Origin of the sequence: Streptomyces sp. NPDC007856 (genome assembly GCF_042868225.1) — a bacterium.
GTDB lineage: Bacteria > Actinomycetota > Actinomycetes > Streptomycetales > Streptomycetaceae > Streptomyces.
Genome location: NZ_JBIAEC010000005.1, coordinates 148,135 through 168,851 on the forward strand (window position 1 = coordinate 148,135; position 20,717 = coordinate 168,851).

The following is a 20,717-nucleotide window of genomic DNA, read 5'->3' on the forward strand; positions in this document are numbered from 1 at the left end:
CATGAAAACAGGCGACGGTCGGCGGCTACGAGCTGTGGCTGCCCGCCGCGCCCAGGAACTCCTCCCAGCCGCCCGCCGGGGCCTGTCCCGGCACCAGCGTGCGCAGCTTGCGCAGCATCGCCGGGTCCTGCGCCTCCAGCCAGGCCACGAGCTGCTTGAACGACACGAACCGCACATCGTCGCCGTACGCGGCCATCTTCCCGATGGCCTCCTCGACGGCGTCCATGTAGATGCCGCCGTTCCAGCGCTCGAAGTGGTTGCCGATGAAGAACGGGGCGCGGTTGGTCGTGTACGCCCGATGGAAACCGGCGACATAGGCGTCGCGGGCCTGGGTGCGCCAGGCGTCGAACTGCGCGCGGTCGCCGTTCGGATTGCCGCCGGACTGGTTGAACATCATGTTGTAGTCCATCGACAGGACCTGGAAGTTGTGCCCGGGGAACGGTATGGACTGCAGCGGGAAGTCCCAGATCTTCCCGCCCTGCACCTTGCCCGGCCAGATCTGCAGCCCGCCGGGGGAGCTGGCGTCGTACTTCCAGCCCAGCGCGGCTGCCGTGGGCAGCAGGTTGGCCTGGCCCTCCAGACAGGGGGTACGGCCGCCGATCAGCTCCTTGCGGTAGTCGAAGGGCAGCGGCTCAAGGTCGGTGAAGCCGGTGTTGGTCTTCCACTGGGTCACGAAGTCGACCGCCTGGTCTATCTCGCTGCGCCACTCGGCGGAGGACCAGTTGCGCACGCCGGTCGCGCCGCAGAAGTGACCGTTGAAGTGGGTGCCGATCTCGTGGCCCTCCAGCCAGGCCGCGCGGACCTGCTGGAGGGTGGCGTGGATGTGCCGGTCGGCGAGGTAGCCGATGGCGGAGGCGCCGACCGGGTGCTGCGGCGGACGGTACAGGTGCTTCTTGGACTCGGGCAGCGTGTAGATGCCGCTGAGGAAGAAGGTCATCTTGGCGCCGTGGTCGGCGGCGACCTTGCGGAACCGGGAGAAGAGCTGGTTGCTCAGCTCGCCCGCGCCGTCCCAGGAGAACACGACGAACTGCGGGGGCTTCTGGCCGGGCCTCAGCCGTTCGGGCTTCGGCTGGTGCGGCTGGGCCCCGGTGTCGGCCGTGGAGCCGTCGCCGATCGGCTTCACCGGACGGCCCTGGGCGGTGCCCGTGCCGTCCGCCGGGCCGTCGACCCGCAGGCCGGTGCCGGAGGAACACGCGGCCAGCGTGCCCAGGGCGCCCGCGGCCGCGCCCGCCGTCAGCACCCGCCTGCGTGAGATCCCGCTCATCTTGTCCCCGATTCCCTTGTCACGGCCCCTGTGGGGCCTGCTCGCCGGTATTGGTCGACGGGTTCGATGACGGGAGCCGGGGGAAAGATCGTGGCCTTGGGGGCCTGTTGCCGTCCTGTGACAGTTGTGGCGCGAGCATGATGAACCCCGCTGCCCAGGGAGCGGGACAGCGGGGTTCTCGGGGGTGTCCGGGCCGGTCAGGGCGCCGTGCCAGGGCTGAACACCGACAGGAAGACGGAGGAGGAGTTCCCGGAGACGGGCACCGCTCCACCCGTCCACGCGACCTTCAGCGAGTCCCGCTCGTCCGGCGGCGTCACCAGCAGCGCGGCCGGGGTGGCCGTCTTGGCGCCGCTGATGCCGGGGTTGGAGAAGGTCAGCCCGGCCCAGGCGCTCTGGCCGGGCTTCAGGGTGATGGTCGCGGGAGAGCCCGACTCACGCTTGGGATCCGGGCCGAGCCGGCTGCCGGAGCCGTTCACGAACGCCGCGCCCGGAAAGCCGCGCACGGTGCAGGTCCGGCCGGACCTGTTGGTGAGGACCACCGGGAAGTTCTCCTGGCCGGCGCCCGGGCTGTTGCGGCCCACCGAGGCGCTCAGCTCGGAGGTGTGGCAGCGGGTGCCCGCCGCGGCCGTGCCCGCACCGCCGCCACTCGCGGAGGGGGCCGCCGTCGAGGCGGAGGACGTCGTGGCACCGGTCGGGGTGCCGTCCGGGGCGGACGTGGCGGAGGCCGGGCTCTTCGTGGTGCCCGTCGCCGGCGCTGCCGTACCGGTGGCCGTGACCGGCGAGTTGCTGTGGACGTCCTTGCCGTTGCCACAGGCGGTCAGCAGGCCCAGCACGGCGACCGTGCCCACGAGCAGGGCCCCGCGCCGCGCGGACCGGGGGGTGTACACCATGTCGCTCAACACTCCTGGAGGGTCATGGCACGCGCCGGAAACGCGTGCCTGGAAGCGCTGGGTGCGCCGTCCGCACGCTCCGATGCTCGCAGCGCCGGAAGAGTTCGGCACACGCAGGAATCTTTTCCCAGCCGTGACCTCTTGCAGCCGCCCGTCAGGTCACGCTCAACGAACGGAGTATCTCCTCGGTCGCATCCTTGTCGCCCCGCTCCCGGACCTGCACATACACCTGCGGCTGCGCGGCGCCGTCCGCCGGGGCCAGGGCGGACTCCGTGACCGAGCCGCCGTCCGGGCAGCCGCTCCAGGCCCGCACCAGACCGTGCCAGTCGGCGTCGGTGAAGGTGCGGCTGCCGGAGAAGCGGCAGCCGGAGTGGGCGAGGGCCTTCACCCGCGCGGTGACGTCACCGTGCTCGCTCATCCCGACGAACGCGCCGTCCACCGCCGCCCCCAGATCGGGCCACCGGCTCAGGTCGTCGGCGACCACCAGCCCCGGTTCGTGGCCCTTGGCGAGCCCCAGCGCGCCCGGGTCCCAGCCGGAGCCGCGCAGCTCGCGGCCGAAGCCCGTCGGCACCCTGACGGCCACCCGCCCCGTCGAGTCCGTCACCCGCACCTGGTCCGAGGAGCCGCCGTGGTGGATCACCAGGGTCACCGTGGCCGCGGCCGCCACCGCCGCGAGGACCGCGGCCACGGCCAGCGTCACCGAATTCAGCCGGCCGCGCACACCGTCCAGCCGCCGGGTGGGCCGGAGCGCGGGCGACCCCGCCGCCAGCCGGTCCAGCTCGTTCGCGAACGCCTGCGCGCCGGGCCAGCGGCGCGCCCGGTCCGGCTCCAGCGCGCGCAGCAGCGCCCGCTCCACGTCCTCGCCGAGGTCCGGCCGCAGCCGCCGGGGCGGTATCACCCGGCCCGGCGGGCCCGGCACGCTCCCGGTGACCAGTTCGTAGCCGACCGCGCCCAGGCTGTAGACGTCGGCCCGCTCGTCGATGCCCTCCCCGGGCTCGGCCTGCTCCGGCGGCTGATAGCCCGCCGAGCCCGCGGCCAGCGTGAGCACCGAGGCCTGCGCGAGGCTCTTGGCAAGTCCCAGATCGGCCAGCAGCACCCGCCGGGTGCCGTCCGGGGCGGTGTGCAGCAGCACGTTGGTCGGCTTGATGTCCCGGTGCACGATGCCCGCCTCGTGCAGCGCGGCGGCGGCCCGGGCGGCCTCGGCCGTCAGCGCGAGCGCGTGCCCCACCGGCAGCGGCCCGTGCGCCAGCAGGTCGGCGAGGGTGCCGCCGGCGGCGTACTCCATCACGAAGTACGGCCTGCCGTCGGGGAGTTCACCGATGTCGTAGACCTGCACCACGCGGCTGGACCCGGCCCGGCGCAGCAGCCGGGCCTCGGACAGGAAGCGGTCCCGGATGTCCAGCCGGTGCGACCAGTTCTCCGCGAGGACCTTCACCGCGACCGGGGCCTCGAGCTCGTCGTCGTGAGCGAGCCAGACCGTGGCGAAGGCGCCGGTGCCCAGCGGCCGTTCGAGACGGTAGCGGCCGATCCGATCCAGGGAGTGCATACGACTATCATGCCTGGCCTGAGATCGACTCGAGGGGGGACCCGTACGTGCAGGACCAGGCGCCGGTGGAAGACCTCGCCCGGTGGGCCGCCGCCGGCGACAGCGCGGCCCTGGACCGGCTGCTCACCGAGATCCGGCCGGAGGTCCTGCGCCGCTGCGGGCGCTTCCTGCCGTGCCGGGAGGACGCCGAGGAGGCCGCGCAGGACGTGCTGTTCCAGGTGGCCCGGCACATCAGCCGCTTCGAGGGCCGCAGCCGCTTCAGCACCTGGCTGTACACCGTGGTCGCCAACTGCTCCCGGCAGAAGTACCGCGAGCTGAAGCGGCGGGCCGCCGAGCAGCCGGCCGCCATCGAGCCCTCGCACGCCGTCGACCCGCGCACCACCAGCGTCATCGCCGGATCCCGGGTGGACCTGCTGGAGGCGCTGGAGCGGCTGGAGCGGACGCATCCACACCTGGTGGCGCCGCTGGTCTACCGGGACATCTGCCAGCTGGACTACGCGGAGGTCGCCGAGCGCGTCGGCATCCCCCTCGGCACCCTGAAGTCCCGTCTGCACGAGGCGCGCAAGCTGGTACGGCCCTGGCTGGCGGGCGGCTGAGCCGCTGCGTACCGGACCGGGCCCCGCGCGCTGGGATTCGGCCGGGCCACATGGTGTTTCCTGACGGCTGGTCGCCGGCGGTGGGCGCTGCGCTCCCCGCCGCCGCCCCGGCCCTCGCGCCCGGCGCCTGTGTGGGACACGCCCGTGGGGGCAAGTCCGCCGTGTGCCGCCGGGTGACGGTGGACGACCGTCACGACGGCGGGGGTCGTAGCCGGGACCCCGTGCCGTCCGGCTGGCCGGCCGGAACCGCGCCGCCGGGACGCTCTACTGCGCCACGTCGTACAGCGGCAGTTCCGCCCAGATCGTCTTGCCCTCCGGGGTGTGCCGGCTGCCCCAGCGCTGGGTGAGCTGGGCGACCAGCAGCAGGCCGCGGCCGCCCTCGTCGAAGATCTTGGCCCGGCGCAGGTGCGGGGCGGTGTGGCTGGTGTCGGACACCTCGCAGATCAGCGTGCTGGTGTCGTGGATCAGCCGCAGCCGGATGGGGTGCGAGCCGTACCGGATGGCGTTGGTGACCAGTTCGCTGACCACCAGTTCCGTCGTGAACGCGGCCTCGCTCAGCCCCCAGGTGTCCAGCTGCTCCACCGCCTCCTTGCGGATCGGCGCCACCAGCGCCGGGTCGGCCGGGATGTCCCACGTCGCGACCTGCGTGGCCGGCAGGCCCTGGGTGCGGGCGAGCAGCAGTGCCACGTCGTCCAGGGAGCCGCCCGGCGGCAGCACGGTGTGCAGGATCCGGTCGCAGGTCCCGTCCAGGGAGTCCGCGTACGTCCCGAGCGCCTCGTAGAGCATCGCCCGGTTCGTCTCCGGATCCCGCTCCCGGGACCACACCAGACCGTCCGTGTACAGGGCGAGGACGGTGCCCTCGGGCAGTTCCACCTCCGTGGCCTCGAAGGGCAGCCCGCCCAGGCCGAGCGGGGGACCGGCGGGCACGTCCAGTGCCCGGGGCACGCCGCCCGGCGGCAGCACCACGGGCGGCGGATGCCCGGCGCGGGCCACCGTGCAGCGCCGGGACACCGGGTCGTAGACGGCGTACACACAGGTCGCGCCGACCTCGCCGGGGCTGCCCGCCTCACCGGGGCTGGTGACGACGCCGGACTCCTCCGACAGCCTGACCACCAGGTCGTCCAGATGCGTGAGCAGCTCGTCCGGGGCGAGATCGATGTCGGCGAGGGTGCGCACGGCGGTCCGCAGCCGGCCCATGGTGGCCGAGGCCTCGACGCCGTGCCCGACGACGTCCCCGACGACCATCGCGACCCGCATCCCGGACAGCGGGATCACATCGAACCAGTCGCCGCCCACCCCGGCCCGCGCGGCCGGCAGATAGCGCGAGGAGGCCTCCAGCGCGGCCGTGCGCGGCAGCGTGCGGGGCAGCAGGCTGCGCTGGAGCGCGAGCGCGGTCTCCCGCTCGCGGGAGTAGCGGCGAGCGTTGTCGATGCAGACGGCGGCCCGGGCGGTGATCTCCTCGGCGAGCAGCCGGTCGTCCGCGGTGAACGGGTCCGGCCGCCGGTGGCGGGTGAACACCGCGACACCGAGGGTGAGCCCACGGGCCTGGATGGGCACCGCCATCGAGCAGTGGACGCCGAATCTGCGCACCCGTTCGCCGCGCTCGGTGCTCCAGATCAGCCACGGCTGCGTCTCACCCGCCGCCACCGAGCCGAGGATCGTGTGGCCCGCGGTCAGCGAGTCGGCCTGGGGCGAGCCCGCCGAGTACTCCTCGTTCTGCCCGGGCCTCATCACCGCCTCCGGCACTCCCTCCAGGACCGACCGATGGGCGGCCCGGCGCAGGGTGACCGGCGCGGTGAGGCGGGCCGGGGGCTCACCGCCGTAGTCCTGCGGGTCCAGCAGGTCGATGGTGACGAAGTCGGCGAGCGCGGGCACACAGACCTCCGCCAGTTCCTGGGCGGTGCGGGCGACGTCCAGCGTGCTGCCGATGCGCACGCTCGCCTCGTTGACCAGCTGCAGCCGCTGCCGGGCCCGGTAGTTGTCGGTGATGTCGTGCGCGGCCAGGCTCACCCCGTGCACCCGGCCCTGATCGTCCCTGACCGGGGCCATCCCGGCGAGCCAGGCGTGAGCGCGGTCCTCGCCACCGGTGCGCATGAAGATCTGCATGTCCAGCGGGCTGCCGGTGGTCAGCACCTGGAGCATGCCCCGCTCCAGCTCCTCGCTCTGCGGCTTGCCGCCGATCTCCGAGAGTCGCAGGCCCCGCACGCGCTCCTCCGGCAGACCGATGACCTCGGCCATCGCGTCGTTCATCCGGCGCAGCCGCAGCTCCGCGTCGTACACGGCCACGGCGCACGGCGACTGGATCAGGCCCGCCGAGGCGAGCGGGTCGTCCTCGGCGGGCGGCGCCATGCCGGTCAGCGGGGTGACCACGAGCCAGCTGCCGCCGTCTCCGTCGTGCGCCGACCGGCGGTGGGCGAGCAGCCAGACCGGGACGGTACGGCCGTCGCGGTGGCGCAATCCGACCGTTCCCTGCCAGCGGGGGCCCGTGGGCAGGGAAGGGATGTCGTCCTCGGCCAGGAGGCGGGCGGCGGGGCGGCCCAGGACTGCGTCCGGCGGGTGGCCGAGCAGGCGCCTCGCGCCCTCGTTCCACTCGACCAGCCGTCCGTCGTCGTCGATGACGGCCCGGGCCGTCGCCGCGTCGTCGAACGGATAGCCCCGGCTCATCCTCGCCGCTCCCAAGCGCACACTCACAGTGAACAGGTGGCACCTCTCGTGTTCCAGCGTAGTGCTTCGGGGCCTGCCGTGAACCGCCACCACCGCCGACCTGGCCGACCGGTCGAACAGGGTCAAAGGGGAAATCCGGCCGATGCGTCGACGGGGGCGGTCGCGGGGCTCCGGGCTCTTGACGATCGTGTGTGGCGACCCGTCAGAATCTGTTTGTTCACGATCAGTTGTGAGTACTTCTGGGCCCTGATGAGGGAGAGCCGCCATGACGGTCACTCGCCGATCGGTTCTGGTCGCCGCCACCGCGACACCCGCGGCCGGAGCGCTGCTGAGCATCCCCGCACCACCGGCCGCCGTCGCGGCGTCCGCCGGTGCCGACGGTCGCCACACCGTGCCCCTGCGGGACGGCTGGCGCTTCGCCCTGGTCGATCCGGGCGGCCTCACCGATCCCACCGGCGCCTACGCGCAGGCCGCCGATCCCGGCTACGACGACTCGGCCTGGCGCGAGGTCGCCGTGCCCCACGACTGGTCGATCGAGCAGACCCCCACCACCGACCACGGCACCACCAGCGGCACCGGCTTTCTCCCCGGCGGCCTCGGCTGGTACCGGCTCGCCTTCACCCTGCCGCCCGCGTACGCCGGCAAGCGCATCTCGGTGGAGTTCGACGGCGTCTACATGGACTCGTACGTCTACTGCAACGGCACGGAGGCCGGCCGCCACCCCTACGGCTACACCGGCTTCGCCCTCGACCTGACCGGCCTCGTGCACAGCGACGGCAGCACGCCGAACGTGCTCGCGGTCAAGGTGCAGAACCAACTGCCGAGCAGCCGCTGGTACTCCGGCAGCGGCATCTACCGCGAGGCCCGGCTCGTGATCACCGAACCGGTGCACGTGGCGCGCTGGGGCACCCGCGTCACGACCCCGGAGGTCTCCGCGGGCAGCGCCCTGGTGCGGGTGGCCACGACGGTGCTGAACGAGTCCGGCACCGGGGCGGACGTTCAGGTCCTGTCCCGGATCACCGGCCCCGACGGTCGCACGGTCGCCCGCACGTCCACCACGGCCGCCGTCTCCGACCGGGCCACCGAGACCCATGAACTGACCGTCGCCGAGCCCCTGTTGTGGGACTTCGCGACCCCGGAGCACCGCTACACCCTGCACACCGAACTGCGCGTCGCGGGCCGCACCACCGACACCTACAGCACCCCTTTCGGCGTCCGCAGCTACCGCTTCGACCCCGACGAGGGCTTCTCCCTCAACGGCACGTATACCAAGATCAAGGGCGTCGACCTGCACCACGACCAGGGCGCGCTCGGCGCCGCGATCAGCATCGACGCGGTCCGCAGACAGATGCGGATCATGAAGTCGATGGGCGTCAACGCATTCCGCACCTCCCACAACCCGCCCTCGCCGCAGATGATCCAGGTCTGCGAGGAGCTGGGCATCGTGATGATGGTGGAGGCCTTCGACTGCTGGCGCACCGGCAAGACCAGGTACGACTACGGCCGCTTCTTCGACGAGTGGTGCGAGAGGGACGCCACCGAGATGGTCCTGGCCGCCCGGAACTCACCCGCCGTCGTCCTGTGGTCCATCGGCAACGAGATCCCCGACTCCACCTCGACGGCCGGACTCGCGATGGCCGACCGGATCATCGGCGCGATCAAGGCCGCGGACGACACCCGGCCGGTGGTGATCGGCTCGAACAAGTACCACGGCGTGCCCGCCCAGGGCTCGGCGGCCGACCTGATGCTCGCCAAGCTCGACGGCCTGGGCCTCAACTACAACACGGCCAAGTCGGTCGACGCGCTGCACGCGCGCTACCCCCACCTGTTCCTCTTCGAGTCCGAATCCTCCTCGGAGACCTCGACCCGGGGCACGTACCAGGAGCCGGCACACCTGAACACCGGCGAGAACCACACCCCGGGCAGACGGGAGACCTCCTCCTACGACAACAACCTCGCCTCCTGGACGATGAGCGGCGAGTACGGGCACAAGAAGGACCGGGACCGGAAGTGGTTCGCGGGACAGTTCCTGTGGTCCGGCATCGACTACATCGGCGAGCCCACGCCGTACGACGTCTTCCCGGTCAAGACGTCCTTCTTCGGCGCGGTCGACACGGCCGGGTTCCCGAAGGACTTGTACCACCTCTTCAGGAGCCAGTGGACGACCGAGCCGATGGTCCATCTGCTGCCGATGACCTGGAACCACGAGGAGGGCGACACGGTCGAGGTCTGGGCGTACGCGAACGTGCCGCAGGTCGAGCTGTTCCTCAACGGAAGGTCCCTCGGCGTACGGCAGTTCGACGTCAAGCGGACCACCGACGGCCGCGGCTACCTGGAGACCACCGAGGCCACGGGCGACGACAAGACCTTCACCGGTGGCCCCTACCCGGGCAGTTACACCAGTCCCAACGGCAGCGCGGGCAAGCTGCACCTGAGCTGGAAAGTACCGTTCCGGCCCGGCGAGTTGAAGGCGGTGGCCCGGCGGGACGGCAAGGTGGTCGCCACCGATGTGCTGCGCACGGCGGGTGCCGCGCATGCCGTACGGCTGACCGCCGACCGCAACTCCTTTGCAGCCGACGGCCGTTCGCTGATCTTCGTCACCGCCGAGATCGTCGACGCGCACGGCGTGGTGGTGCCCGACGCGGCACACCTCATCACCTTCGACGTCACCGGCGGCTCCCTGGCAGGGGTCGACAACGGCCGCGAGGAGAGCGCCGAACGCTACCAGGCGAGCACCCGCAGCGCGTTCCACGGCAAGGCCCTCGCCATCGTCCGTTCCGGTACGAAGCCCGGCCCGCTGACGGTCACCGCCCGGGCGGACGGACTGCGCACCGGCACGGCGAGCGTGCCCACCACCCCGGCGCGCGACACCGCCCGCACCCCGGCGGCCGGCTTCCGGCCCGACCGCCCGTCGCCCGTGAACTACCCCTACGCGGACGCCGGCTACTCCGGCCGCCCGGACACCCTGCCGGCCGCGATGCTCGACGGCGACCCCGCCACCGGCTGGTCCAACGCCTTCGCCAAGTCGGCCACCGCGCTGCTGCCCGCGTTCAACGGCGCCCGCGCCGAGGACTGGGTCTCGGTCGACTTCGGGCGCACCCGGACCTTCGACCGGGTGGCGGTCTCCTTCACCGTGGACGCCACGCACGCCCTGCCCGCGAAGGCCGTCGTGGCGGTGTGGGACGGGCGGGCCTTCGTCCCGGTCACGGGCGCGAAGGTGGACTGGGCCACCGCGTCGGACAGTCCGACGGTGATCACCTTCGACGCGATACGGGGCTCCCGGTTGCGGTTGACGCTCACGAGCGCCTACCCGGGGGAGGCGAAGGGGGCGGTGCGGATCAGCAGGCTGGATATGTGAGCAGAACGCCGGATACCGGAGACCTCGGCCGGGACGGGCCGCGGGCCCGCGGTGGCCGCGGTGCCCTCATGTCGCGTCGTGGAACATCAGCCCCAGCGTTCGCCGCCGGCCCGACCGCACGGTGCTCACCCCGTGCCGCATCGCCCCGGCCGACCAGCCTCGGCGGGTGCGCACGGGGTGGTCCCTGGTGGTGAACACCAGGCCGTGGCCCTGGCGCAGGATGCTCGCCGTGCCCCGGGACTGGGCGCGCGGGCGCTGTTCGACCATGAGGAACTCGCCGCCGGTGTAGTCGGTGCCGTACGCGTCCAGCGCGACCACCACCTGGAGCGGGAAGACCAGCTCGCCGAACACGTCCCGGTGCAGGGCGTTCCAGTCGCCCGGACCATAGCTGAGCAGGATCTGCGCCGAGCGGTCCTGGCCGGCGGCGTGACAGCGCTCCAGCCACTCGGAGAGGGAGTCGGGCCAGGGCGCCGGGCGGCCCAGACGGGCCGCCCAGTCCCGGGCGACCGGCAGCAACCGCGGGTAGAGCGCGGCGCGCAGCGCGGCCACCGGGGCGGGCAGGTCATGGGTGAAGTAGCGGTACTCACCGGAGCCGAACCGGTGTCGGGCCAGATCGACCGTCGTCCGGAACAGTTCCGGCTTGTCGTAGAGAGCGGCCAGGTCGGCGCACTCCGCGGGGGAGAGCAGCGGGCCCGTGGGCGAGTTGCCGTGCTCGTCCAGCTCGGCCGCGAGCGCGGCCCAGTCCGTGCGGGCCACCCGGCGGCGAGCCTCGGCCGGGGTGAACGTCATGAGGTCCTCCTTCACAGCAGGGCGGGCTGCAGTGCGCCCTCGTGCGTGAGCAGCCACAGCTTGCGTTCGACTCCGCCCGCGTAACCGCGCATCGAGCCGTCCGCGCCGATGACCCGGTGGCAGGGGCGGACGAGCAGAAGGGGGTTGGCGCCGAGCGCCCGGCCCACCGCGCGCAGGTCGGCGCGCGGCACGCCCAGCCGGGCGGCCAGTTCGCCGTACGTGGTCGTCGTGCCGTAGGCGATGTCGTCGAGGGCCTGCCACACCGCCCGCTGGAACGGGGTGCCGGTGGCGGCGAGCGGCAGCTCGAAACGGGTCCGGCGGCCCGCGAAGTAGGCGTCCAGCTGCCGGTGCGCCTCGGCGAAGGGCCCGTCGTCGCGGTCCTCGGCGCGGACGACGGGCGCGCCGCGCTGCCCCGGCATGCCGAGCGAGCCGAGTGTCAGGCCGGCCGCGGAGACCGTGCCGGTCAGCAGCAGGTCGCCCAGCGGGCTCGGGTGGAGGGTGTGGACGGTACGTGTGCTCATGGCAGGGCTCCTGGGTTCGCGCTGTCGGCTTCTTCCTCGCTGCCGAGTCTGCTGCAGTGCGGGCCGCGTGACCGGCGGGAATCGGACATGGCCCTGCGATCCTTCAGGTACCGATGGGAAGGGCACCTGACCTGCCGATATTTACGGGTAAGTACCCGCGCGGTACCGTGAGGGGCATGCCAGCTCTGAATGTGGAGTTCAGCGAACGGGAACTAGAGGACCTGCGGCAGATCGCCAAGGAGCGCGGTACGTCGATGAAGGCCCTGGTGCGCGAGGCCGCCGCCGCCGACATCGCCCGGCACCGGGCGCTGCAGGAGGGCGCCGAGGCCTTCCGCACGTTCTTCGCCGCGCACGCCGAGGAGTTCGCCGCGGCCTTCCCCGACGACGAGTCCCCCACGAAGGACGAGGCCGCCTGACGCATGCCCTCCGTCATCCATATCGACGTCCCCTGGCTGCTCCAGCGCCACGAGGAGGTCCTGCCCGACCAGCCCGCGGTCGACGACTTCTCCGCGCTGGTCGCCGCCGTCGCCCGGCACCGCGTGGATCCGCCCCGGCTCGGCGTGGACTCCGACCCCGCCTGGCGGGCCGCCGCCCTGCTGCACACCCTCGCCCTACTCAAGCCGCTGCCCGCGGCCAACGCCCGCTTCGCCTGCGCGACCGCCGTGGCCTACATGTTCGTCAGCGGCGTGGGCATCGACCCGCCCTACGGCGCCCTCGTCGACCTCGCCCGCGATCTGATCTCCGGCAAGACGGACGTGTACGGCGCGGCCGACCGGCTGCGGTCCTGGCAGATCTGAGCGGGCGGCCCACAGCACCCGTCCCGCCCCGGCCGGCGGGGGAAGCCGCCGGGGCCGCCGTCCGGGGCAGGGTGGGCGGGGCCGCCGGCCGAGGGCGGGAGGAGCGGGGCCGGCGGCCGGTTTCGCGCGGGAGAGCCGCCATCCCGCGCGGGGCCTTTCCGAGGAGGCCGGCCCCAGTCCACTACCGGACCGCACACCCAGGAAGCGTGCGCGGCCCCGCCGCCGTGTGCGCGTGCTTCACACGGGGCGCGTGAAAAACCGAAAGCCGCTGCACGGGGCCCGCCGGAGGGCGGTTTCTGACTTTCTTTCAAGACCGCCGATGTCTGCGGGCGCCTTGTTGCCCGTGTGGAAGTTGTGCAAGGGTTGAAACGACCGTGCGGGGGATAATATCCGGGGGTTCTCCCGGCAGTTGCAGAACTTCACCGGCCGAGCGCCGGCCAATTCCTTCCGCGCGCGTCGCAGAGCTACGCATCAACGCACGTCGCACCAAAGGAATCCGCTCAGTGCCCACCCCCCACCCTCCTCGTCCTCCTTATCCGCCGCCCGGCGGCGACCCCGGGGAGTCCGACGAGTCGCTCGCCGGTCCCCTGCGGGCCGGTTCCGATGCGGAGGCCTCCCGCTCCGCAGCCCTGCTGATGTCCCGGCACTGGCAGCCGGCGCAGGACTACGCGGTCGTCTGCCTGGCCCTGACCGGGCCGCTCGCCCACATGGTCACCGCGACCGCCTTCCACCAGGTGCTCGGCCGGCTCGCGCTCGGCGAACCCGCGGAGGCGCTGCGGCCCCGGCTGCTCGTGGCGGTCCGGGACACGGTCGTCAACTGGTCCGGCACCGACCGGATCACCGCCGTACTGCCCGGACTCGGGAAACCCGCGGGGGGGCGCGGTATGCGCGCCGCGAAGACCCTGATACCGGAAAACCGCGCCCTCTCGGACCGCTCATTTCACGCCCTTCCCCGGCTGGAGCAGGCGCTGCTCTGGCACATCGAGGTCGAGGCCGAGCCGATAACCGTTCCCGCCGGACTGCTCGGCGTGGACATCGAGAGTGCGGCGGTCGCGCTGGAACAGGCACGCGAGAAATTCCGGGAGGGCCTGGTACGCGCCCACCGGGAACTCGCGCCCGGCAAGGAATGCCGCTACTACAACCGTCTGCTCGACGTTCCGATCCGCCGCGGCGGCGCGGGCGCCCTGCTGCCCGACGTCCAGGAGCATCTGTCCGCCTGCTCCTACTGCCGGCACGCCGCCGAGCAACTGGGTCACGCCGACGCGGCGTTGGGAGTGCTGCTCGCCGAGGCCGTGCTCGGCTGGGGCGCCCGCCGCTACCTCGACTCGCGTCCCGGCCGCCGCCCCGGTACCGCCCGCACCCGCGGCGGCTCCCGGCGATCCGGCGGGCGCCGGCGCGGCGGCGGCAAGCCCGGTCTGCTGAATCGTGTCGCCCTGCCCGGCACCGGGCGGCGCGCCGACGGCGAACCCCGGACCCGGATCTCCGTCTCCCGCGGCCGGCGCCACGGCGGCGAGCCCGGACAGCCGGCCCGGGTCCCCGGCACCGCCTGGTCGTCCAGGACGCTGCTGACCGGAGTCGGCGTGGCCTCGGCCGGACTGCTCGCGACCGTCCTCGCGATCAGTGTGTGGCCGGACGGCGGCGACGGCACCGACCCGGTCGCCTCCACCAGCACCGTCCCCGGCAGCGCCGGCGGCCAGTCCCCGCCCGCCTCGGCCACCGTGCCCGGCACCGCGACCGGCACCGCGGGACTGCCCGCCACCGGCCGCCCCGCCCGGCTGCGCAACGCCGCCGCCGACCTGTGCCTGGACATCAAGGGCACGCCGAAGGCCGGTGCGGGTGCGGTCCTGGCCGTCTGCTCCCCGGCACCGACCCAGCAGTGGACGTACGAGGCCGACGGGCGCTTGCGCAGCGCGACCGCCCCGGGGCTGTGCCTGGACTCGCACGCCGACGCCGGAGTGGTGATCCTCGGCACCTGTGCGGACGCCGGGACGAAGCGGGGTGACGACGTGCGCTACGACCTCACCGGGCGGGGCGAGTTGCTGCCCCGCTGGGACCGGACGCTCGGGCTGGCGACATCCGCCGACGCTGTGGGCGCCGACCTCGTGGTCAAGGTGCGGGACGGGTCGGCCGGCCAGCGCTGGATGACCGATGTGGCCTCTGCGAGCCCTGGCTCCCTCTCGATCGCCGGCACGGGTGGCCCAGCGACCCGAAGGGGCGCGGGGAACTGCGCGACCTGCCGAGACGGCGCCGCAGACGCCTGACGGCCTGCCGCGGCACCCCGCGGAGCGCTGCGTGGCACCCAGCGGAGCGCTCGGCGGGCCGGGGTCAGGCCGGGTCCTCGACCAGGTCCGCCGACGTCACCGTCCCCGGACCGGTGTGCCCGGACAGAGCCAGCGTCAGATCCAGCTCCGCCAGCACGCACCGGACGACATGCTCCACGCCGGCCTGTCCATCCAGCCCGAGGCCGTAGACGTACGGCCGGCCGAGGAGCACGGCACGCGCGCCGAGGGCCAGTGCCTTGAACACGTCGTCGCCGGTGCGCACCCCGCTGTCGAACAGCACCGTCAGCCGGTCGCCGACCGCGTCCGCGACCCGGGGCAGCGCATCGGCGGCGGCGACCGAGCCGGCCACCTGCCGGCCGCCGTGGTTGGAGACCACCACGCCGTCCACCCCGGCGTCGGCGGCGAGCCGGGCGTCGTCCGGGTGCAGGATGCCCTTGAGCACGATCGGGCCGTCCCAGTGCTCCCGCAGGAACGCCAGGTCCGGCCAGGTGTGGCCGGCGTCCCCGAACAGGCCGAGGAAGTGCAGCACCGCCGCGTTCGGGTCCTCGTGCACGGGCTTGGCGAGTCCCGCCCGGAAGGCCGGGTCGGTGAAGTAGTTGGCGGTGCCCACCCCGTGCAGGAACGGCAGATACGCCTGGTCCAGGTCGCGCGGCCGCCACGCCAGCAGCGGGGTGTCCAGGGTGACCACGAGCACCGAGAACCCGGCGGCCTTCGCCCGGCTCAGAAAACTCCGCGTCACCTCACGGTCCTTGCCCCAGTACAGCTGGAACCACCGCTCGGCGTCCCCCATCGCCTCCGCCACCTGCTCCATCGGCGTGCTCGACGCCGAGGACAGGAGGTACGGCACGCCCTGCGCGGCGGCGGCCCGGGCGGCGGCGGACTCGGCGTCCGGATGCATGATCGACAGCACGCCGACGGGTGCCAGCGCCAGCGGTGCCGGGAGTGCCCGGCCGAGCACCTCGACCGACAGATCGCGCTCGGCCACGTCGCGCAGCATGCGCGGCACGATCCTGCGCCGGGCGAGCGCGGCCCGGTTGGCGCGGGCCGTGCTGCCGTCGCCCGCGCTTCCCGCCACATATCCCACCGGGCCCGGACCGAGCCGGTGTTCGGCCAGTTCCTCCAGCCGGGTCAGGTCGGTGGGGAGCCGGGGCACGGCACCCGACATCCCGTTCAGATAGATCTCGTACTGGAAATCAGCCCAGTGCTTCGCCATCCGGCCGTCCCGCCTCTCGTCGCTGAGTACGCGTGCAGCCCGACGATACTGGCGGGTAGTCGGGGACTTCAGCGACGGGTGGCTGCTTTGTCCAGGATGCGGGCCAGCTCCCGGGGCGTGGAGAACATCGGCCAGTGGCCGGTGTCGAGCTCGACCAGCTCCCAGCGTCCGCCGCGCAGCGCCTCGGCCACGGCGGGCAGTGGATCGCGGCCGTCGAGGAGGCACTTGATGTACGTCGCCGGCAGCTCGGCAAGTGGGCGCTTCAGCACGGCCGGTTCGGTCAGCGTGGCGGCCGGGTGCGGGGTGCCCTCGTCGATGAGACGGGCGATCTGCTCGTCGGTGAGGTCCTGGTTCGCGTAGGCCGCCGGTGGCAGGAGCGGCCACACGCCCTCGTGCTCAGCGAGAGCGGCACGGATGTGATCGCTGGGGAAGCCGTCGAGGAACGACACGCCGTCCGCCGGCACGTTGGAGTCGACGAACACCACGCGGCGCAGCCGGTCGCCGATCCGCTCGGCCGCCTGTCCGACCGGCACGCCCGAGTAGCTGTGCCCGACCAGGACGACGTCCCGCAGGTCCAGCCGCTCGACCTCGTCGACGATGTCCTGGACATGGATCCGCTGCCCGGCGGGCAACTCCCTCTTCTCGGCCAGCCCGGACAGCGTGAGGGCGTGCACCTCATGGCCGGCGGCGCGCAGGTCGGCCGCCACCTCGTCCCACGCCCATGCGCCCAGCCATGCCCCCGCCACCAGCACCAAGTCGCTCATGGCCGCCAACGTACCGCATGGATCCGACAACTTCGCCTGGAGACGGCTGAGTTGCGATTCCGGTCGCGGCCGATGCCGGATCTGCGAGCAGGCGTGCGCTCCACCACCGGGCAGCCCGCGAGGCGTTCAGCCGGTCCGGGCCATCGCCCGCACCGGCGCGCCGTCCGCCCCCGGAAGCAGCAGCGGGAAGAGGAACACCTCGACCGCCTCCGCCCCGACCAGGCGGTCCAGGCCGGTGAGGTTCTCCGCGATGACCCCGCCCGCGCCGCACAGCACCCGATGGGCCGGCAGACCGTGGTCCGCGTCGGGATCGCCGGGCCGGGGGGTCGGGTCCACGCTGAGCGCATCCACGGCCACGGTACGGGCGCCGGTCTCGACCACGGCCCGGGCGGCCCCGGGGGTCAGCCAGGGGTGGTCGAGGTAGGCGTCGCTGCCCCAGTGCTCCGACCAGCCCGTGGCGAGGAGCAGCAGTGCGCCGGGTGCGGTCGTGAGGGCGTCGAGCGCGGGGGCCAGCAGAGCCTCGGTGATCGGCGAGCGGGCGGGCAGTCCCCGCACGTCGGCCACGACCGCGCGCCCGGCGAACCGGTCCGCCGGCAGTTCGTCCAGGCGCGGCCAGGCGTCGTCGACGTGGTACGGCGCGTCGACGTGGGTGCCGGACTGCGAACCCAGGTGGAGTGCCAGGACGTTGACGCCGTCGGCCGGGGCCCGCAGTGCGGGGGAGACCGTGACCTGAGGGTCACCGGGATACACGGGCATCCCGGTGACGATCGGCACCGACAGGTCGATCCAGGCCGTCATCGGCCGCCCTCGGCCGCCGGCGCGGGAGACACCTCGTCCGCCGGGGTGCCGGGACCGGTGATCGGGGGCACCGGGGCCTCGACGGTACGGGCCAGCCGCGGACCCTCGGGGCCGTACGCCGCCCGGGGCTCGGGGAACAGCCGCAGCAGCGTCAGGAACAGGATCGCGGCCACCGCGAGCGACAGCGGCAGGCTGATGTCGACGCCGTTCGCCAGGCCGCCCAGTGGGCCGACGAACTGACCCGGGATGTTCGTGAACAGCACGCCGATCACCGCCGCCACCCACCAGGCGGTCATGCCGCGCCAGTTCCAGCCATGCGCGAACCAGTAGCGGCCGCCGCGCTGACGGCGGTTGAAGACCTGCAGCGCGTCGGGGTCGTACCAGCCGCGGCGGGTGTAGAAGCCGAGCATCATGACGACCATCCACGGTGTGGTGCAGGTGATGATCATCGTGGCGAACGTCGAGATGGACTGCACGAGGTCCAGGCCGAACCGGCCGATGAAGATGAACGCGATGGACAACACGCCGACCAGCAGCGTCGCCTGTACGCGGGAGAGCTTCGGGAACACCGACGAGAAGTCGAGGCCGGTGCCGTACAGCGAGGTGGTGCCCGTCGACATGCCGCCGATCAGGGCGAGCAGACACACCGGCAGGAAGAACCAGCTCGGCGAGATCGCCAGCAGCCCGCCCACGAAGTCGGGCGCGGCCGGGTCGACGTACTTCGGCGCCTTCGTCGCGATGATGCTCGCGGTCGCCAGGCCGAAGACGAACGGCAGCAGGGTCGCGATCTGGGAGAGGAACGCGGCGCCGACCACCCTGCGCCGCGGGGTGCCGGCCGGGATGTAGCGCGACCAGTCGCCGAGGAAAGCGCCGAAGGACACCGGGTTGGACAGCACGATCAGGGCCGCCCCGATGAACGACGGCCAGAACATCGACCTGGTCGCCGCGTCTGCCGAGGCCGTGAACACACCGGCGTACGACGGGTCGAAGTCACCGGCGAAGGCGATCGCGCCGAGCAGGAACAGCGCGGTCGCCGAGGTCACCGCGATCTTGTTGACGAACAGCATGAACCGGAAGCCGTAGACGCACACCGCGAGGACCAGCCCGGCGAACAGGGCGTACGCGACGACGTATGACGGCGTGCCGCGCTCCAGGCCGAACAGCCGGTGGGCGCCGCCGACCAGCGCGTCGCCGGAGCTCCACACCGAGATGGAGAAGAATGCGACGGCCGTCAGCAGCGACAGGAACGAACCGACCACGCGGCCGTGCACGCCCAGGTGAGCGGAGGACGAGACCGCGTTGTTGGTGCCGTTGACCGGGCCGAACACGGCCATGGGGCAGAGGATCAGCGCACCCGCGACGACACCGAGGACGGTGGCCGCGAGTCCCTGCCGGAAGGAGAGTCCGAACAGGATCGGGAACGCGCCGAGTACGCAGGTGGAGAAGGTGTTGGCGCCGCCGAAGGCGACCCGGAACAGGTCCAGCGGGGTCGCGGTGCGGTCCGCGTCGGGAATCCGCTCGACGCCGTAGGGCTCGACCTCGGTGAGGGCCGGCGGCGGCGCGGTCGGCGAGTCGGGGGACTGAGGGGTCACGGAGGGCTCCAGCGAGGTCGCGGCGATGGAGCGCTGGGTCGCGCGGCGGTGGCGGACGACCGCCGTGCCGCAGGGGTGGTGCGGCGCCGGTGGGGGTCGCCCGGAGCGGTCTGCAGACGGTAAGACCGCGGTGAGGACCCCTGCCAGAGGGCGATTCATCCATCTTCGCCGTCGTCAGTGGAGGAATCGGCCACCTCCTCCGCGTCGGGTCCCTGCGCCCGTACCCGCTGGACGTGTTCCAGCGACTCGCGCAGCTCGGTCAGCCAGTCCTCGGTGTGGCGCTGGACCAGGCGCACGCACCAGGCGAGGGCGTCACTGCGGCTGCGGGCGATGCCCCCGGCGATGAGGGTGTCCAGCACCTGACGCTCCGGCTGGCGCAGCCGGGTCATGACCGGCGCGGCGACATGGGTGAACAGGGCACGCTCCGGACCGCACACCACGCCCCAGGAGACCTTGCGGCGGAACAGGTGCTCGGCCTCCCGGGCCACCTCCATCCGGTCCCCGCGGGTGCGCTCGCGGAACTCCTGGATCCGGGCGCGCAGTGCGGCCTCCCGCTCGGCGTCCGAGGCGCCCTCGGCGAGCCGGGGCTCGGGGACGCGGCCGATCACCGTGATCTCCTCGCGGTCGGCGGTGACCTCCACCAGTTCCTCGAAGAGACCGTCCGGCAGACGGCCGGAGAACCAGCCGCGCAGCTTCTCCTTCTGCTCTGCTGTAATCATGTAATCAGCGTTACGCGGACGCCTTCATGAACACAAGGAGTCGTGAAGGCGTCGTGAAAGCTTTCACTCACGGCGAACCCGGAATGTTTCAGGCCGATTAACGAGCCGGTGATTTTCGGCCATGTGACCGCTCTCTACGATCAAGAACCGCTCAGTTGCGCGGTCAGAGGCTTCCATTTCCGTAACTTCACGCCACTGTTTCAACACGCAAGGTTACTGAAAGCGGTGGGTTCGATGTGTGTTTCGGCGGCGGACTCGGCAGAGTGGCGCTCGCCGCTCCGGCGCCCACCGGGTCGGAGCCGGCAACCGTCTATCCGAGCGGAAGGATGCATACAATGCGGAACACCGCGCGCTGGGCAGCGGCCCTCGGCCTCACGGCCGCCGCCGTTTGCGGACCCCTGACCGGGGCCGCCGTCGCTGCACCGGACGCCGCCCCGTCGTCGCTCTACGCCCCCTCGGCGCTGGTCCTCACCACCGGCCACGGCAACGACGCGGCCACGGCCACCCCGGAGCGCGCCGTCACCCTGACCTGCGCCCCGACGGCCTCCGGCACCCACCCGGCAGCGGTCGCGGCCTGCGCCGAACTGCGCGGCACGGGCGGCGACTTCGACGCCCTGAAGCCCGCCGGCGACGTGTGGTGCAACAAGCTGTACGACCCGGTCGTCGTCACCGTCCAGGGCGTCTGGCAGGGCAAGCGCGTCTCCTACGAGCGCACCTTCGGCAACACATGCGTGCGGGACTCCGTGGGCGGCGGCGTCTTCGCCTTCTAGGACCGGGATCGCAACGGACCCCGCACAGGCCGGAACAGGTCCGCAACCGGGGAGTGCGGCCCCTGGAGCGGGGAACCTGCGATCTCGTACCGGAACCGACGGGCGGAGTGGGGCCGCCCGCCGGCTTCCGGGCACACAGCCGCTCCCCGGGCGG

17 protein-coding genes are annotated in these 20,717 nt (G+C 72.8%); 6 read left to right on the forward strand and 11 right to left on the reverse strand.

The annotated features are described in order from the left end of the window. Window positions 1–25 precede the first annotated feature (25 nt). From ACFYOH_RS14305 to ACFYOH_RS14315, 3 genes are all read right to left on the reverse strand, one after another. Entirely contained in the window at window positions 26–1,264 is a 1,239-nt protein-coding gene (locus ACFYOH_RS14305) for a hypothetical protein (protein WP_388625311.1), read from the reverse strand. A 197-nt stretch (window positions 1,265–1,461) separates the two neighbouring features. Beyond that, complete coding sequence (locus ACFYOH_RS14310; RefSeq protein WP_388625313.1) at window positions 1,462–2,154, reverse strand: DUF4232 domain-containing protein; 693 nt, start codon at window positions 2,152–2,154, stop codon at window positions 1,462–1,464. Between the two features lie 154 nt (window positions 2,155–2,308). Further along, window positions 2,309–3,700 (reverse strand): serine/threonine-protein kinase, encoded by a 1,392-nt coding sequence (locus tag ACFYOH_RS14315; protein WP_388625315.1) that lies wholly within the window; start codon window positions 3,698–3,700, stop codon window positions 2,309–2,311. Window positions 3,701–3,747: 47 nt separating this feature from the next. Here ACFYOH_RS14315 and ACFYOH_RS14320 point away from each other — a divergent pair, with 47 nt between their 5' ends. Continuing rightward, complete coding sequence (locus ACFYOH_RS14320; RefSeq protein WP_388625317.1) at window positions 3,748–4,296, forward strand: RNA polymerase sigma factor; 549 nt, start codon at window positions 3,748–3,750, stop codon at window positions 4,294–4,296. Window positions 4,297–4,560: 264 nt separating this feature from the next. Here ACFYOH_RS14320 and ACFYOH_RS14325 read toward each other — a convergent pair whose 3' ends face one another. Next, window positions 4,561–6,960 carry a SpoIIE family protein phosphatase gene (locus tag ACFYOH_RS14325; RefSeq protein WP_388625319.1) on the reverse strand — a complete coding sequence of 800 codons (2,400 nt, stop codon included), beginning with the start codon at window positions 6,958–6,960 and terminating at the stop codon, window positions 4,561–4,563. Window positions 6,961–7,225: 265 nt separating this feature from the next. On the opposite strand from ACFYOH_RS14325, the gene ACFYOH_RS14330 reads away from it, so the two are divergent. Further along, window positions 7,226–10,318, forward strand: a complete 3,093-nt coding sequence (locus ACFYOH_RS14330; RefSeq protein WP_388625320.1) for a glycoside hydrolase family 2 TIM barrel-domain containing protein — start codon at window positions 7,226–7,228, stop codon at window positions 10,316–10,318. Between the two features lie 66 nt (window positions 10,319–10,384). Here the strand turns inward: ACFYOH_RS14330 and ACFYOH_RS14335 are convergent, their stop codons facing one another. Together ACFYOH_RS14335 and ACFYOH_RS14340 are read right to left on the reverse strand one after the other, a co-directional pair. Continuing rightward, window positions 10,385–11,107: a 2OG-Fe(II) oxygenase gene (locus tag ACFYOH_RS14335; RefSeq protein ID WP_388625322.1), complete on the reverse strand. Its 723-nt coding sequence runs from the start codon at window positions 11,105–11,107 to the stop codon at window positions 10,385–10,387. 11 nt (window positions 11,108–11,118) lie between these two features. Continuing rightward, a complete protein-coding gene (locus ACFYOH_RS14340) occupies window positions 11,119–11,628 on the reverse strand; it encodes a methylated-DNA--[protein]-cysteine S-methyltransferase (RefSeq protein WP_388625323.1) in 510 nt (169 codons plus the stop codon). A gap of 176 nt (window positions 11,629–11,804) precedes the next feature. On the opposite strand from ACFYOH_RS14340, the gene ACFYOH_RS14345 reads away from it, so the two are divergent. From ACFYOH_RS14345 to ACFYOH_RS14355, 3 genes are all read left to right on the forward strand, one after another. Continuing rightward, window positions 11,805–12,044, forward strand: a complete 240-nt coding sequence (locus tag ACFYOH_RS14345; protein WP_388625325.1) for a hypothetical protein — start codon at window positions 11,805–11,807, stop codon at window positions 12,042–12,044. 3 nt (window positions 12,045–12,047) lie between these two features. After that, window positions 12,048–12,425, forward strand: a complete 378-nt coding sequence (locus ACFYOH_RS14350) for a toxin Doc (protein ID WP_142219268.1) — start codon at window positions 12,048–12,050, stop codon at window positions 12,423–12,425. A 503-nt stretch (window positions 12,426–12,928) separates the two neighbouring features. Beyond that, window positions 12,929–14,686: an RICIN domain-containing protein gene (locus tag ACFYOH_RS14355; RefSeq protein ID WP_388625328.1), complete on the forward strand. Its 1,758-nt coding sequence runs from the start codon at window positions 12,929–12,931 to the stop codon at window positions 14,684–14,686. Between the two features lie 64 nt (window positions 14,687–14,750). On the opposite strand, the gene ACFYOH_RS14360 is transcribed toward ACFYOH_RS14355, so the two are convergent. The 5 genes from ACFYOH_RS14360 to ACFYOH_RS14380 all read right to left on the reverse strand — a co-directional run bounded on the left by ACFYOH_RS14360 (window position 14,751) and on the right by ACFYOH_RS14380 (window position 19,793). Further along, complete coding sequence (locus ACFYOH_RS14360; protein WP_388625331.1) at window positions 14,751–15,920, reverse strand: lactate 2-monooxygenase; 1,170 nt, start codon at window positions 15,918–15,920, stop codon at window positions 14,751–14,753. A 68-nt stretch (window positions 15,921–15,988) separates the two neighbouring features. Next, window positions 15,989–16,684 (reverse strand): alpha/beta fold hydrolase, encoded by a 696-nt coding sequence (locus ACFYOH_RS14365; RefSeq protein ID WP_388625334.1) that lies wholly within the window; start codon window positions 16,682–16,684, stop codon window positions 15,989–15,991. Between the two features lie 126 nt (window positions 16,685–16,810). Then, window positions 16,811–17,482, reverse strand: a complete 672-nt coding sequence (locus ACFYOH_RS14370; protein ID WP_388625336.1) for a cyclase family protein — start codon at window positions 17,480–17,482, stop codon at window positions 16,811–16,813. Further along, a complete protein-coding gene (locus ACFYOH_RS14375) occupies window positions 17,479–19,074 on the reverse strand; it encodes a purine-cytosine permease family protein (RefSeq protein WP_388625339.1) in 1,596 nt (531 codons plus the stop codon). Before ACFYOH_RS14375 ends, ACFYOH_RS14370 begins: the two co-directional genes overlap by 4 nt. A gap of 155 nt (window positions 19,075–19,229) precedes the next feature. After that, the gene (locus ACFYOH_RS14380; RefSeq protein ID WP_388625342.1) at window positions 19,230–19,793 is read right to left on the reverse strand and encodes a hypothetical protein; all 564 of its coding nucleotides are present in this window, start codon (window positions 19,791–19,793) and stop codon (window positions 19,230–19,232) included. 335 nt (window positions 19,794–20,128) lie between these two features. Between ACFYOH_RS14380 and ACFYOH_RS14385 the strand changes: the two genes are divergently transcribed. Continuing rightward, window positions 20,129–20,563: a protease inhibitor gene (locus ACFYOH_RS14385; protein WP_388625345.1), complete on the forward strand. Its 435-nt coding sequence runs from the start codon at window positions 20,129–20,131 to the stop codon at window positions 20,561–20,563. Window positions 20,564–20,717: the final 154 nt, after the last annotated feature.

Bases quoted from the DNA above. Each gene is read 5' to 3' on its own strand.
- ACFYOH_RS14305 (WP_388625311.1), bottom strand. From the start codon at position 1,264: ATGAGCGGGATCTCACGCAGGCGGGTGCTGACGGCGGGCGCGGCCGCG.
- ACFYOH_RS14310 (WP_388625313.1), bottom strand. From the start codon at position 2,154: ATGGTGTACACCCCCCGGTCCGCGCGGCGCGGGGCCCTGCTCGTGGGC.
- ACFYOH_RS14315 (WP_388625315.1), bottom strand. From the start codon at position 3,700: ATGCACTCCCTGGATCGGATCGGCCGCTACCGTCTCGAACGGCCGCTG.
- ACFYOH_RS14325 (WP_388625319.1), bottom strand. From the start codon at position 6,960: ATGAGCCGGGGCTATCCGTTCGACGACGCGGCGACGGCCCGGGCCGTC.
- ACFYOH_RS14330 (WP_388625320.1), top strand. From the start codon at position 7,226: ATGACGGTCACTCGCCGATCGGTTCTGGTCGCCGCCACCGCGACACCC.
- ACFYOH_RS14335 (WP_388625322.1), bottom strand. From the start codon at position 11,107: ATGACGTTCACCCCGGCCGAGGCTCGCCGCCGGGTGGCCCGCACGGAC.
- ACFYOH_RS14340 (WP_388625323.1), bottom strand. From the start codon at position 11,628: ATGAGCACACGTACCGTCCACACCCTCCACCCGAGCCCGCTGGGCGAC.
- ACFYOH_RS14345 (WP_388625325.1), top strand. From the start codon at position 11,805: ATGCCAGCTCTGAATGTGGAGTTCAGCGAACGGGAACTAGAGGACCTG.
- ACFYOH_RS14350 (WP_142219268.1), top strand. From the start codon at position 12,048: ATGCCCTCCGTCATCCATATCGACGTCCCCTGGCTGCTCCAGCGCCAC.
- ACFYOH_RS14360 (WP_388625331.1), bottom strand. From the start codon at position 15,920: ATGGCGAAGCACTGGGCTGATTTCCAGTACGAGATCTATCTGAACGGG.
- ACFYOH_RS14365 (WP_388625334.1), bottom strand. From the start codon at position 16,684: ATGAGCGACTTGGTGCTGGTGGCGGGGGCATGGCTGGGCGCATGGGCG.
- ACFYOH_RS14370 (WP_388625336.1), bottom strand. From the start codon at position 17,482: ATGACGGCCTGGATCGACCTGTCGGTGCCGATCGTCACCGGGATGCCC.
- ACFYOH_RS14380 (WP_388625342.1), bottom strand. From the start codon at position 19,793: ATGATTACAGCAGAGCAGAAGGAGAAGCTGCGCGGCTGGTTCTCCGGC.
- ACFYOH_RS14385 (WP_388625345.1), top strand. From the start codon at position 20,129: ATGCGGAACACCGCGCGCTGGGCAGCGGCCCTCGGCCTCACGGCCGCC.